Below are 12,891 nucleotides of genomic sequence, written 5' to 3'. Positions count from 1 at the left end.
GATCTGGCCGGCTCAGCCGGCGGCGAGCGGACGCACGAACCCGCCCGCCCCGCCCGCGACCGCCGGCAGGATGGTCACCTCGTCGCCGTCCTTGAGCTTCGCGTCCAGCCCGCCGAGGAAACGCACGTCCTCGTCGTTGATGTAGATGTTGACGAACCGGTGCAGCTCGGCGCCGTCATCCCCGGTGACCAGCCGGCCACGCAGACCGTCGTGGCGGGTGTCGAGGTCACGGAAGAGATCGGCGACCGTGTCGCCCGCGCCCTCGACCAGCTTCGCACCTCCCGTGTAGGTACGCAGGATCGTCGGCACACGGACCTGGACTGCCATGATGTTCCCTTCGCGGCTGTGTCTGACTGCTCGAACTGTGCTGGCTGCTGGCTACTGACCGCTGGCTGCTCGGGCTCGCATCGCTGCTGGACGCCCGGGCGGCACCGCGGACCCGGCGCCTGGGCCCGCCGACGCCCCGTGACCCTGGACCCCGTGACCCTGGACCTCGTGGACCCCTGGACCCGGGCGGCGACAGCTGGGACGTGCGGGCTCCGGACGACGGTGTCCGGCGGGCGACGTCGGGAGGATAACGCCCGGACAGGTCAGACGATTTCCACCGGCTCCTCGGTGACCTGACCGTCGAGGATCCGGAACGAGCGGAACTCGATGCTGTCGGGCTCCCGGGTCGACGCCAGCACGTAGTGGGCACCGGGCTCGCCCGCCAGCGAGATGTCCGTCCGCGACGGGTAGGCCTCGGTCGCGGTGTGCGAGTGGTAGATCACGACAGGCTCCTCGTCGCGATCGTCCATCTCCCGCCAGACCCGCAGCTGCTCCATGGAGTCGAACGCGTAGAACGTCGGTGAGCGCTCGGCGTTCTCCATCGGGATGAACCGCTCCGGCCGGTCCGAGCCCGCGGGCCCGGCGACCACGCCACACGCCTCGTCCGGGTGGTCACGCCGGGCATGAGCGACAATCGCCTCATAACAGGCACGGTCGATTCGCAGCACTGGCCCACCGTACGACGCGGACGGGGCGATGGGCTCACGGCTGCGACGATTGACCCGGGTGATCGGACTCGGGTCGATCAGCCCAGCGCCCGGGTGAGGTCGTCGAGCAGTTCGGTGAGAAACCCGTACACGGCCGCCAGCGGCCGGCGCGGGTCGTCGGCGGCCAGGTGTTCGAGCTCGCCCGTCGAGTCGTCGTCGGTGAGACCCAGCCGGGTACCCAGCACCAGACGCAGGTCGTTGAGCGTGGTCAGCCAGTCCTGCGCCGCGATCTCGTCGAGCACCAGCACCCGGCCGGGAGCCGGCACCGCGGCCAGTACCCGGCGGGCCGCCTCACGCTTGCGGGCGAGCAGGTCGTCGGTACGACGGCGCCGGAAGTCCCCCGAGGCCATCGGGTCGTCCGGGTACGGGTCGGGCAGCAGGCGGGACAGCGCCGGGTCATCCGGTGGCGGTGGGGCGGTGTCGCGCAGCCCGACCAGTGCCTCCAACGGATCCTCCACCGGCGGTGGTTCGAGCATGCCGTCGATCTGACCGACGAGCTCGGTGAGCAGTGCCGCCTCCAACTCGGGCAGGCTCAGCTCGATGCCGGCCCTGGTGCGCCGGAAGCCATCTGCGGGCACGTCCTCACGTCCTGTTCGTCCAGCGCGCGTCCGACGCCAGCCTAGTCCAGCCGCCGCCGCGACCCGGCGGGCGACCCGTACGGCGGCCTGGCCGGATCGGGCCATCCGGCCAGCCCGTGCCAGGCACCTGTGGGGACCTGGGCGAGCGCCTGGGAACCCCGGAGGGGGTAGCCCGGAGGGGGTAGCCCGGAGGGGGTAGCCCGGAGGGGGTAGCCCGGACGATCCGGTCGCGCACACCCCGCTTGACCGAGGACGAGATCATCAGGACGGATGCTGAACGCCCACGCGGGGGCGAAAATCTGGCCACCCTGACAGGAATACAAGAAATCCGGCACGAAGCGGGTCGGATTCGCGAGGACCGGAGACATCGCTCCAGAACAAGGCCGTAGACGTATTACCTTCACGTCCGGCGATAGCGGCCGGCGCCGCCACCGGGGACTGCTTCCCCGGCGCCGGTTTCGGCGTGGCCGATCGAATGTGTGCGGAGGGGATCGGGATATCCCGGGCCCGGCGCGCGGACCCGGGATATCGGGCGGACGGCGCGGTCAGTCCTGCGCGATAGTTGCCCACAGCCCGTAGGCGTGCAGGCGTGCAGCGTCGGTTTCCATCTCCTCCCTGGTACCGGTGGCGACCGAGGCCCGGCCCTTGTGGTGGACATCGAGCATGAGCTCATGGGCCTTCGCCCGGCTGTAGCCGAACAGTTTCTGAAACACGTACGTCACGTACGACATCAGGTTGATCGGATCGTTCCAGACGATCGTGACCCACGGCCGATCTTCGTCGACGGACTCGTCGACCTCCTCGACGTCGAGGGGCGACACGGCGGTGACAGACACGAGGCCTATTGTGACGCCTTCGGCGCCCACGGACCGAGCGGCCAGTCAGACCGAGCGGCGCAGCAGCGGTGGATGCAGCGCGGTCGCCGGGCCCCGGCTGTAGAGCTCGGCCGGCCGGCCTCCCCCGGGCGGCGAGGTGCGTCGTCCCAGCGGCACGACGAAGCCGGGGGTGGACAGCACCTTGCGCCGGAAGTTCGGCGGGTCCAGGGCGACGCCCCAGGCCGCCTCGTAGACCCGACGCAGATCGGCGAGGGTGAACTCGTCCTCGCAGAAGGCCGCGGCCAGCGGGGTGTACTCCAGCTTCGCCCGGGCCCGCTCGACCCCGTCGGCCACGATCCGCAGATGGTCGGGCGCGAGCACCCGCTCCGGGGGGCTGGTCAGGGCGTCCACCGGGCACCAGCAGGCCCGGCCGGCCGGCTCGGGCTCGGTCGCGAGCAGGTCGGGCAGGTCGGGGAGCAGGGCGAGGTAGGCGACGCTGACACCGGAGATCCGCGGCCCGTGGTGCGGACCACCGTAGGTGCGCAGCTGTTCGAGATGACCGGTCGCGGCCACCCCGGCCCGGGCCGCCAGCTGCCGGGCGGCGGCGGTGTCGAGATCCTCGTCGCCGTCGACGAACCCGCCGGGCAGCGTCCAGACGTCGGTGCCCACCCGCCGGGTCAGCAGCACACACAGCTGACCCGAACGCAGGGTCAGCAGGACAAGGTCCACGCTGACGGCGACGGCGGGCGGTGACACACCTCCAGTGTGGCCGGTCCCCGCCGGTCAGGGCCCGGCGGTGTGGACGACGGGCAGGCAGGGTTGACCGAACCCGACGTCGCGGGCCCCTCGTGGCAGGGCGGCGAAGGCCTGGGCGTGGTGCGCGCGGGCTCGCGCGGTGCCGGCCGGCCCGACCAGCCCCTCCTCGGCGAGTTTGCCGCCCACCACGAGCTGGCGCAGCAGCTCCCGGTCGCGACTGTTCTCGGTCACCCCGGACGACCCGGCGGCGCCCGCCCAACGGGCCGAGAGGGCGGCGTCGGGCGAGATCGTGGGCTCGGGTCCGGGCGCGGCGGCGGTCAGCACGATGTCGGCCACCGCCCGACCGGCCGGATCGTGGCGGCGCAGGACCCGCTTGCGCCCGCCCCGGGTGCCCTTGCCCACCGAGCGTTTCGCCACGGGAGCGCCGTCCACCTCGACCAGTTTGTAGACGAAGCCCGCCGTGGGCGCGCCGGAGCCGGTGACCAGGCTCGTCCCGATCCCGTAGCCGTCGAGCGGACTCGAGGCGAGCCGGGCGAGGGCGTGTTCGTCGAGGTCACCGGTGGCGACGATGCGGGTGTTCGGGGCGCCGAGGCGATCGAGCTGGGCGCGGGTGGCGCGGGCGAGTGCGGCCAGGTCACCGCTGTCGATGCGCACCGCGCCCAGCCGTGGGCCGGCCGCCGCGACCGCCGCGGCCACTCCGTCGGCGACGTCGTAGGTGTCCACCAGCAGGGTCGTGTCGGCGCCCAGCACACGGACCTGGGCGGCGAACGCCTCGGCTTCGCTTGGATGCGCCAGGGTGAACGCGTGCGCGCTGGTGCCGACGCCGGGCACGCCGTAGGTGCGACCGGCCTCCAGGTTCGAGGTGGCGGTGAACCCGGCGACGTAGGCGGCTCGTGCGGCCGCGACGGCCGCCGCCTCGTGGGTGCGCCGCGAACCCATCTCCAGGCAGGGCCGCGCCGCCGCGGCCGCGACCATCCGGGCGGCCGCGGCGGCGATGGCGCTGTCGTGGTTGAGGATCGACAGCACCAGTGTCTCCAGCAGGACCGCCTCCCCGAAGGTGCCCTCGACGACGAGGACGGGGGTGCCGGCGAAGAACGGCTCGCCCTCGGCGAACGCGTGGATGTCGCCGTGGAAGCGGTAGTCGGCCAGCCACGCCGCCGTGGCCTCATCGACGACCCCGTCGGCCCGCAGGACGTCGAGTTCGGCCGGTCCGAAGTGGAAGTCGGCCAGGGCTTCGAGCAGCCGTCCGGTGCCGGCAAGCACGCCGAAGCGGCGGCCAGGCGGCAACGCGCGAGTGAAGACCTCGAAGACCACATGGCGGTGGGCCGCGCCGGACTGCAGAGCGGCCCGCAGCATGGTCAGCTCGTAGCGATCGGTCATAAGTGCCGTGGACACCCGAACAGGGTAGGGACGATGCCCGTCAGATGCGCGCCGGGCGGTCACCGCGCGGCGCGCGGCGGCGGCCGGGCGGGCCGCCGGGGTGGCCGTCGGCCGGTCGCCCACCAGGCAGCCGGCCCCGCGCCCACCGGGTCGGCACCACACGGCACACATCGCCCACATCGACAACCGAGCGCACGAGAAGAACGGAGGCGGCGGATGGATTACCGGGGACGGTAAGAGCGCGGCGGGGCACTATGCGATGGTCTTCACTGTGGACCACAGCAATGCGGGCATCTTCCTTGTCGTGGTCGGCGGCGCGCTCCTTGCGCTGCTGGTGTTCGGCGCGCGGGCGGGACGTGGGATTGCGGGTGACTTCTGGGGCCGGATCCGCTTCCTGCGCTGGATACTGGTGGCGATCGTTGTTGTGATCATCTGGGATCTTCACGACGGCCTGTCAAACGGATGAGACCCATCCAGCAGGGTCACGGCCCCGAAGGGGAGTGGTCGATTTATGTCACTGCGCTCGCAGATGCCCGACTCGTTATGCTCACTTCGCGTAACACGTTTGTCGGACGAGAGGACTGCAGGTGACTGGTCACACCTGGCTCTGGACTCCGCCGCGGGCCACTCCGGCCAGCGTCGGTGTCGGCCAGCTCCTGAGGGCCTATCGACAGGCCCACGGGCTGACCCAACAGCAGTTGGCCGATCGACTCGGTTTCGACCAGTCGTACGTCTCCAAGGTCGAGAGCGGTCGGCGGGCGATCCACGACATCTCGACTCTGCGTCACATCGCCCGGAACCTGTCACTGTCCCCCGAGGACGTGGGTCTGGCCCCCGGGGCGATGAACGACCGGCGCCGCGAGGCCGTCCCCCGCAGCGCCGCCGCCGAGCAGATCGCCGCGAGCCAGCGGGCCTGGCGGCTGACCCGTGACCACCTCAACCACCACCGGATCAGCCTGGCCCGCGCGGCCGTGCGGCTCTATCCGGAGACCGACCGGCTCGGCAGCGGGCTGCTGTCCCGGCCGGGCTGGGTGTGGGACCGGCCGGTCGACATCGACGACGTCCAGCTGCACTGGCGCGACGACGTCGAACCGCCACTGATCAAGGGCGACGAGCCGGAGACCGCCGGCAGCCGTCCGCTGCTCGGCGGTGCGAACGCGCAGACCCGCTACCAGCGCTACACCCGGGCGATGCGGGATCTGGACCGGCCGACCCTGTTCGAGAACCGGCTGAGCTTCCGGCTGGTCGACGTCAGCGGGGACGGCACCGCGCCGACGAGCGCGACCAACCGCCCCACCCTCGGTTTCGGCCACACCACCTACTTCGACGCGGTGGACGTGTGCGAGACGGTGGCCCACGAGGCGGCCGCGGCGATGGCGGGTTCCGGTCTGTCGTGGCCGGCGCTGCCGTTCCGGGCCCGGATCGGCAGCCCGTTCGACTTCGCCCGTCGGGTGGCGCTGCCGTCCATCAACACGCTGACGATCCGCCATGACCGGGGCGGGCAGGCCAGCTTCTTCCTGCATCGGCGCAGCGCCGGCTCGGTGGCCACCGCCGGTGGGGTCTATCACGTGATCCCCGCCGGGGTGTTCCAGCCGTCCGGGATCACCGCCGTGCACCATCAGGCCGACTTCGACCTGTGGCACAACATCATGCGCGAGCTCAGCGAGGAGCTGCTCGGCAACCCCGAGCACGACGGCAGCTCGTCCCGCCCGATCACCTACGAGACGGACGAACCGTTCCGCTCGTTCGAGCAGGCCCGGCGGGCCGGGACGATGCGCGTGTCGTACTTCGGCCTCGGCCTCGATGCGTTGACCTTGTTCGGCGAGATACTCACCGTCGTGGTCATCGACGCGGACGCCTTCGACAAGCTCTTCGGTGGAATGGTGCAGAGCAACACGGAGGGATCCGTCGTCACCGCGGGCCCCAACCGGGCGGTGACCGAGGGCATCCCGTTCACCCATGCGGCGCTGCGGCGCCTGGTCGACACCGAGCCGATCGCCCCGTCTGCGGCGGCCTGCCTCGAACTCGCCTGGCGCCACCGGGAGACCCTGCTGCCCGGCCTTCGGGTGCGGGCCGGCGCCTGAGCCGGGACGGGCTGATCCGCACCATGCGCGTACTCGTCACCGGCGCGTCCGGCTTCATCGGTGCGGTGGTCACGGACGCCCTGGCCGCCGCGGGCCACGCGGTGACGGCGATGGTCCGCGACCCGGCCGCGGCCCCCACGTTCGCACCGGGGGTCGAGGTCGTCGTCGCGGATCTGCTGCAGTCGCCGACCCTGGCCAAGGCCGGCGTCACCCGTGGCTTCGACGGGGTGTGCCATCTGGCCGCGCTGACCCGGGTCCGGGAGTCCCGCACCGCGCCCCTGCGGTACTTCCAGGCCAATCTCACCGGCACCGCCAACCTGCTCACGGCGCTGGAGGCCGGTACCGAGCGGACCGGGGTGGCACCCGCGTTCGTGTTCGGTTCCAGCTGTGCCGTCTACGGCGACATGGACCTCACCGGTGTGCCGGAAAGCCGCCGGCCCGACCCGTCCAACCCCTATGGGGCGTCCAAGCTCGCCGCCGAACGGCTGCTGGGTCACCGGGCCGGCACGGGGTTGCTGGGCGGGGTGATCCTGCGGTCGTTCAACGTGGCCGGGGCGGCACTGGGGCATTTCGACTCCGACGACAGCCGCATCATCCCCGCGGCGATCGCGGTCGCCAGCGGCCGGCGCGACGTCTTCCGGGTCAACGGGGACGGCCGGGCGCTACGTGAGTACGTGCACGTCGGGGACATGGCCGCCGCCTACCTCACCGCGCTCACGATGGCCGCGCCCGGACGCTGCGCGACCTACAACGTGGGCAGCGGGGTGGGGGTGAGCGTCATCGACGTGCTGGCCGCCGTCGGCCGGGCCAGTGGACGTCCGGTCCGCCGGGTGCACTGCCCACCGGTCGCCGAACCGCAGGCGCTCATCGGGGACAGCCGACGCATCCGCGCGGAGCTTGGTTGGAACTCACCGTGTTCCAGCATTGAACGGATCGTCGCCGACGCGTGGCACCACGGCCGGGCCGCCGGTAGCACCGGCGTGCCGCCTCGGCAGCGCAACGTGCCGATCATCACCTGATCAACCCACCCGCCCCACCCTATGATCATGAATGGCTTCCCCGACCCCGAAGGGCTGGCTGTGATGAGGGCGGACCTACCGGCAGGCCCACGGCCCTGCCATGTCTACGACTACGACGGCGAGCACCTCGGTTCCTTCACGAGCTGGTCGGCCGCGCACGAGTGGGCGCATCTGCAGGCGGCGATGGGCGGCGTCCTGGGACCCCTGGAGGTCGAGGACCGGCACGCCGGTGAACATCGTCAGGTCTGGGTGGACCGCTGCGCCGACGTCGGCCAGGCGGCGGCCGCGCAGCTGTGTGACGTTCTCGACGCCGCGACCCACATCCCCACCCAGACCCGCCGCCCCGGCTGACCGGGCCGGCACCCTCCGGCCTGACCCGACCACCCGACCAGGGCATCGGTGGCATCCCGGGTCGGCTGGGTCGACATCACGCCGGTTGCGCCGCAGACTGTCCGCGAGCGGACATAGCGTCCGGCTCGTCGCGACGGTTGACCTATCCTCTGAAACCGAACGCGACGAAGCTTCCCGTGCCACCGGAGCTCGACAGGTCCGGCCACGGGCCACCCGACGGCATGCCTGTGCAGCTGGGCGCACTAATCTGACGTCTGTCGAGACCCGGATCCTCAACCGGGACGGGCGCCAGCGGGGGACGTCCGCACGACCGACGACGAAACGCTCCTTGGGGGAGACGAAAGTGGACGAGCAGACCGCTGGGCCCGGCAAGGCGCGGCCTACCACCCGTCTGGTGGTTGATGTGGTCCGTGCGCTGCGGGGATGGGTGGTGGCAGCGGCCGGCGGTGTGCTTCTCCTGGGCTGCTACCTCGGCGTCTCCAAGCAGACGGATGTCTCCATGCAGCTGCCGTACGTGGTCTCGGGCGGCTTCGGCGGCCTGGCCCTGGTGCTCATCGGCAGTGCGCTGCTGGTCGCCGACCGGGTCGAGGCCACCCAGGCCGCGCAGGCTCGCGCCTCCGCCCAGGTGGACGACCTGCACTCGCTGATCATCGCCGCGGCCACCACCGGTCTCGAGGCCGAGGGCGCCACCGCCCAGCCCGGGGCGGAGGCCTACCCGCAGCAGAACGCCTACGCCAGCGCACCCGGCACCGCACCCGCCCGGCACGGCTAACCGGTGACCAGCATCGACCTGGGGCTCGCCGGCATCTCCCTGGGCGCGATCGCCGCGCTGTCCGGCATCGGCCTGCTGGTGACCTACCGCACGAACGGCGTTCTCAACCTCGCCCAGGGCGGGATCGCCACGCTGGTCGCCTATGTCTTCCGGGAGATGGTCGTCGAGTGGGGCCTGCCGATCTGGCTGGCCGCCGTCCTCGCCCTGGGGGTGCTGTCTCCGGGTATCGGCCTGCTACTGGAACGGCTGGTCTTTCGGCCGTTGGCTCGTCGGCGCGCCTCAGCCGCCGAATCGCTGGTCGCGAGCCTCGGTGTGCTGGTGCTGATCCTCGGCATCACCGCCGGACTGTGGGGGCTGGGTTCGCGAAGCGACGCGCCGAGCATCTTCCCGGCGGATTCGGTGCGGCTGTTCGGTCAGACCCGCATCGGCGTCGACGCCCTGGCCGAACTGGCCATGGTCGTGGTGTTCGCGATCGTGATCGGCCTGATCAGCGCGCGCACCTCGTTCGGCCGCCAGATCCGCGCCGTCGTCGACGACCGGCAGCTCGCCGAGCTCTCCGGCGTTCCCGCCGACCGGGTGGCCGCCGCGGGCTGGGCCGCCGGCACCACGCTCGCCGGCCTGACCGGTGTGCTGCTGGCACCCCGCTTCCAGCTCAACCCCTACGGCCTCACACTGCTGGTGCTGGAGACCTTCGCGGTCGTCGTCGCGGCCCGGCTCTCGAGCATGCCGGTCGCGGTGCTCACGGCGCTGGGCATCTCGATCCTGCAGAGCGAGCTGCGCCAGTTCACCCTGGACGGCGACGCCGGGCAGATCCTGACCGTCCTGCAGTCGAACCTGTTCATCGTCGCGCTGCTGATCCTGCTGCTGGCCGTGCCGAAACTGCGGGAGCTCGGTGGTGGTGACTCGGGGGCGACCTCGAGCTTCTCCAGCCGAGGCGCGCCGCCGTCCGGGCGGGTCGGTGAGGCGCGGTACCGCCGCGACTACCTCGGCAAGCTCGGTGGTTTCGCGCTGCTGCTCGCCCCCCTGACGTTCGCGCCTTCGGACCTGCGCTCGGCGTTCCAGGTGCCGGCCCTGGCGCTGATCTTCCTGTCGATGGTGATCGTCACCGGGTACAGCGGGCAGATCTCGCTCGGCGTCGCCGGTTTCGCCGGGCTGGGCGCGCTGCTGTCGCTCAAGCTCGCCAACGGCGAGCTGTTCGGCCTGCCGGCGTTGCCGGGTATCTGGGCGATGCTCGTCGGCGCGCTGCTGGTCGCCCCGGTCGGCCTGATCACCGGCTATCCGGCGATCCGCCGCCGCGGACTGACCCTCGCGCTGACCACGTTCGCGGTCGGCGCGGTGGTCAGCCGGTTCGTCTTCGAGCAGCCGACGTTCGCCAGCGGCCTGTACATCGACCCGCTGACCGTGTTCGGACACGCCCTGTCGGACAAGGCCTTCTACATCCTCGAGCTGCTGAGCCTCGGGCTTGGCCTGCTGGTGGTGCGCAACCTGCACCACGGCCGGCTCGGCCGGGCGCTGCTCGCGGTGCGTGACCACTCCAGCGGTGCGGCCGCGGTCGGCGTCGACGTCCGCAACCTCAAGCTGCTCGCGTTCACCGTCTCCTCGGTGGTCGCGGGGCTGGGCGGGGCACTGCTGGTGCACTCCAGCTACTCGTTCGCCGCCGACGACTTCGCGCCGCTGCAGAGCCTGCTGTGGTTCACCGCGGTGGTGGTGTTCGGCGCCGACAGCGCCATCGGCGCGATCGTCGCCGCCGCGTTCATCGTCACGATCGACGTGCTCGCCCCCGCCGGCACCTCGACGCTGGCCATCGGCATCCTGGCGCTGGCACTGGGCTGGATGCCGGGCGGTCTGGCCTCCGCGGTGCGCGGTGTGCTGCGGCTACTCGCCCAGTACCTCGCCGACAGCTTCGTCGACCCCAACCAGCGTGCCCCCCGGCCGGTGCCGGTGCGCATCTCGGCTGTGGGCCATCTACCGGCGACCGCCGGCATCGTGGGCAACACCGGGCTGCCCGGCATCGGGGCGACGCTCGGCGCGGCCCGATCGGGCCATGTCACGCGCTGGCCCCTGTCCGAAGGGGCCCTCGGGCCGCTCGCCGGCGCACCGGCGCCGACCCCGTTCGGCGCCGCCCTGGTGGCCGCCGTGGCGCGGTACGCCGCCGCCCAGGCCGACCAGGTCACCCGCGTCTCCGGGTCGACCAACGGATCGGGGTCGGACGGGGCACTCGTCGGCTCGGCCGCCGCCACGGGCTCCGCACCCGCCGCTGGCACGGCCGCGAGGCCGAGCACCGCGTCGGGTACAGGTATGGGTGCTGGTTCAGGTGCTGGGACGGGGGTTCGGCGATGAGCCGTGGTGTCCTGCAGGGTGTGGGCCTGGTTCGCCGCTACGGCGGCCTGACCGCGGTCGATCATGTCGATCTCGTCGCCCCACCCGGAATGATCACGGGCCTGATCGGTCCGAACGGCGCCGGCAAGTCGACCCTGTTCAGCCTGCTCACCGGCGTCGAACAGCCCGACGAGGGCCAGGTACTGCTGGGCACGACCGACATCTCCCGGATGCGCCCGGACATCCGTTCCCGGCGCGGTCTGGTACAGACCTTCCAGGTGCCGTCGCTGTTCCCCACCCTCACCGTGGCGGACAACCTGCTCGTCGGGGCCGAGAACCGTCGCCGCGACTACGCCGGTGGCCTGCTGGGCCTGTCCGCGCAGGGCCGCGGCCGGGTCAGCCGGACGCTGGGCGGCCTGCTCGAACGCACCGGCCTCGCCCCGAAGGGCCCGGTGGACCAGGTCGTCGAGGAGGTCCTCGCGTCGCTGGGTCTGTCCGACATCCGGGACACGGTCGCCGGCACACTGCCGACCGGCGCGTTGCGGCTGGTCGAGTTCGCCCGGGCCCTGTGCGCCCAGCCGGACGTCCTGCTGCTCGACGAGCCGGCCAGCGGCCTGGACAACGCCGAGACCGCGAAACTCGCCCAGCTGCTGCGCCAGACCGCCGCCCGCGGCGTCGGCATCCTCATCGTCGACCATGACGTCGACCTGGTCTTCTCGGTCGTCGACCAAGTGTACGCGATGGTCGGCGGCAAGGTCGTCGCCTCCGGGGACCCGCAGACCGTCCGCGACGACCCGACCGTGCGGTCGGTGTACCTCGCCCAGGCGCCGCTCGCCGCCGCCGGGCAGGCTCAGGAGAGATCATGACCTCGGTCACCGCGGAGCTCGAACTCTCCGGCGCCCGCGCCGGCTACGGCACCATCGAGGTGCTGCACGGCATCGATCTGGCCCTGCCCGCCGGCAAGGTGACGGCGCTGCTGGGCACCAACGGCGCCGGCAAGTCCACCACCCTGCGGGTGCTGGCCGGGCTGATCCCGCTGCGCTCGGGCGCCCTGACCTGGCGCGGTGAGGACATCACCCGGATGTCCACCGTCGACCGGGCACGGCGTGGGCTGATGCTGGTGCCGGACGAGCGGGCCGTGTTCGCCACCCTGTCCGTCCGCGACAACCTGCAGATCATCGCCGAGGCCAGCGGCCATCCGGACATCAGCCCCGCGTTGGAGTCGTTCCCCCGGTTGAAGGAGCGGCTCTCCCAGCGGGCCGGTTCGATGTCCGGTGGGGAACGCCGGATGCTGGCCCTCGCCCGGGCCCTGCTCGCCCGCCCGTCGGTGCTCATGGTGGACGAGCTCTCACTCGGCCTGTCCCCCAAGATCGCCGCCGACCTGTTCGGCTGGCTGGCCACCGTCGCCGCCTCCGGCACCACCGTGCTGCTCGCCGACCAGTACACCGAGCAGGCGCTGGCCATGGCCGACCTGGTCTACGTGCTGCACCGCGGCGAACGGTCCTTCCTCGGCGCTCCCGCGGAGTTCGCCACCTACACCGCCACGGCCACCACCGCCTCGGTCTGACCCCCGCACGGCTCACGGCCCGGCTCCCCCCACCGGCTCGCGACCCGACCCGCGGCTCGCGACCCGACCCGACCCGAGTCCGGCCCGGCCATGGACTCACGCTGCGGCCACGGCCGTTGGTGTCCTCGCCATGGCGTCCGTGCCATGGCGTCCGTCGCTCTCGGTCAGCTGAGGTCGACGTTCCATGGCTGGGCCAGGTACGCCACACACGACAGC

Annotated in this window: 14 protein-coding genes; 8 read left to right on the top strand and 6 right to left on the bottom strand. The window is 72.1% G+C overall.

Annotation, left to right across the window (positions count from 1 at the left end; genetic code table 11):
• Positions 1 to 12: 12 nt before the first annotated feature.
• The 6 genes from G6R24_RS01125 to G6R24_RS01100 form a co-directional block, all read right to left on the bottom strand.
• Complete coding sequence (locus G6R24_RS01125; RefSeq protein WP_163547292.1) at positions 13 to 327, bottom strand: MoaD family protein; 315 nt, start codon at positions 325 to 327, stop codon at positions 13 to 15.
• A 263-nt stretch (positions 328 to 590) separates the two neighbouring features.
• Entirely contained in the window at positions 591 to 995 is a 405-nt protein-coding gene (locus tag G6R24_RS01120) for a M67 family metallopeptidase (RefSeq protein ID WP_163547291.1), read from the bottom strand.
• 77 nt (positions 996 to 1,072) lie between these two features.
• A complete protein-coding gene (locus G6R24_RS01115; RefSeq protein ID WP_225437964.1) occupies positions 1,073 to 1,612 on the bottom strand; it encodes a DUF2017 domain-containing protein in 540 nt (179 codons plus the stop codon).
• Positions 1,613 to 2,157: 545 nt separating this feature from the next.
• The gene (gene clpS, locus G6R24_RS01110; RefSeq protein WP_163547318.1) at positions 2,158 to 2,448 is read right to left on the bottom strand and encodes an ATP-dependent Clp protease adapter ClpS; all 291 of its coding nucleotides are present in this window, start codon (positions 2,446 to 2,448) and stop codon (positions 2,158 to 2,160) included.
• Positions 2,449 to 2,493: 45 nt separating this feature from the next.
• Positions 2,494 to 3,183 (bottom strand): NUDIX hydrolase, encoded by a 690-nt coding sequence (locus G6R24_RS01105; protein ID WP_163547289.1) that lies wholly within the window; start codon positions 3,181 to 3,183, stop codon positions 2,494 to 2,496.
• Between the two features lie 27 nt (positions 3,184 to 3,210).
• Positions 3,211 to 4,563, bottom strand: coding sequence for a nicotinate phosphoribosyltransferase (locus tag G6R24_RS01100; protein ID WP_244957163.1), 1,353 nt, complete (start codon positions 4,561 to 4,563; stop codon positions 3,211 to 3,213).
• 259 nt (positions 4,564 to 4,822) lie between these two features.
• On the opposite strand from G6R24_RS01100, the gene G6R24_RS01095 reads away from it, so the two are divergent.
• From G6R24_RS01095 to G6R24_RS01060, 8 genes are all read left to right on the top strand, one after another.
• Positions 4,823 to 5,029, top strand: a complete 207-nt coding sequence (locus G6R24_RS01095; protein ID WP_175084411.1) for a hypothetical protein — start codon at positions 4,823 to 4,825, stop codon at positions 5,027 to 5,029.
• A 121-nt stretch (positions 5,030 to 5,150) separates the two neighbouring features.
• Positions 5,151 to 6,647, top strand: coding sequence for a helix-turn-helix domain-containing protein (locus G6R24_RS01090; protein WP_163547287.1), 1,497 nt, complete (start codon positions 5,151 to 5,153; stop codon positions 6,645 to 6,647).
• A gap of 23 nt (positions 6,648 to 6,670) precedes the next feature.
• Complete coding sequence (locus tag G6R24_RS01085) at positions 6,671 to 7,666, top strand: NAD-dependent epimerase/dehydratase family protein (RefSeq protein ID WP_163547286.1); 996 nt, start codon at positions 6,671 to 6,673, stop codon at positions 7,664 to 7,666.
• 63 nt (positions 7,667 to 7,729) lie between these two features.
• Positions 7,730 to 8,017, top strand: a complete 288-nt coding sequence (locus tag G6R24_RS01080; RefSeq protein ID WP_225437958.1) for a hypothetical protein — start codon at positions 7,730 to 7,732, stop codon at positions 8,015 to 8,017.
• A gap of 343 nt (positions 8,018 to 8,360) precedes the next feature.
• Positions 8,361 to 8,789 (top strand): transporter, encoded by a 429-nt coding sequence (locus G6R24_RS01075; RefSeq protein WP_163547284.1) that lies wholly within the window; start codon positions 8,361 to 8,363, stop codon positions 8,787 to 8,789.
• Positions 8,790 to 8,792: 3 nt separating this feature from the next.
• A complete protein-coding gene (locus G6R24_RS01070; RefSeq protein ID WP_163547283.1) occupies positions 8,793 to 11,129 on the top strand; it encodes an ABC transporter permease in 2,337 nt (778 codons plus the stop codon).
• On the top strand, positions 11,126 to 11,974 hold the full coding sequence (locus G6R24_RS01065; protein WP_163547282.1) for an ABC transporter ATP-binding protein: 849 nt from the start codon (positions 11,126 to 11,128) through the stop codon (positions 11,972 to 11,974). The genes G6R24_RS01070 and G6R24_RS01065 overlap by 4 nt, the downstream gene beginning before the upstream one ends.
• A complete protein-coding gene (locus tag G6R24_RS01060; protein ID WP_163547281.1) occupies positions 11,971 to 12,675 on the top strand; it encodes an ABC transporter ATP-binding protein in 705 nt (234 codons plus the stop codon). The genes G6R24_RS01065 and G6R24_RS01060 overlap by 4 nt, the downstream gene beginning before the upstream one ends.
• Positions 12,676 to 12,891 lie beyond the last annotated feature (216 nt).

The sequence above is a fragment of the Candidatus Frankia nodulisporulans genome (assembly GCF_902806475.1).
Lineage (GTDB): Bacteria > Actinomycetota > Actinomycetes > Frankiales > Frankiaceae > Frankia > Frankia umida.
Note: the sequence above shows the minus strand (reverse complement) of the source record. Positions and strands in the feature narration are given on the sequence as shown.

Bases quoted from the DNA above. Each gene is read 5' to 3' on its own strand.
- G6R24_RS01125 (WP_163547292.1), bottom strand. From the start codon at position 327: ATGGCAGTCCAGGTCCGTGTGCCGACGATCCTGCGTACCTACACGGGA.
- G6R24_RS01100 (WP_244957163.1), bottom strand. From the start codon at position 4,563: ATGACCGATCGCTACGAGCTGACCATGCTGCGGGCCGCTCTGCAGTCC.
- G6R24_RS01095 (WP_175084411.1), top strand. From the start codon at position 4,823: ATGGTCTTCACTGTGGACCACAGCAATGCGGGCATCTTCCTTGTCGTG.
- G6R24_RS01085 (WP_163547286.1), top strand. From the start codon at position 6,671: ATGCGCGTACTCGTCACCGGCGCGTCCGGCTTCATCGGTGCGGTGGTC.
- G6R24_RS01080 (WP_225437958.1), top strand. From the start codon at position 7,730: ATGAGGGCGGACCTACCGGCAGGCCCACGGCCCTGCCATGTCTACGAC.
- G6R24_RS01065 (WP_163547282.1), top strand. From the start codon at position 11,126: ATGAGCCGTGGTGTCCTGCAGGGTGTGGGCCTGGTTCGCCGCTACGGC.
- G6R24_RS01060 (WP_163547281.1), top strand. From the start codon at position 11,971: ATGACCTCGGTCACCGCGGAGCTCGAACTCTCCGGCGCCCGCGCCGGC.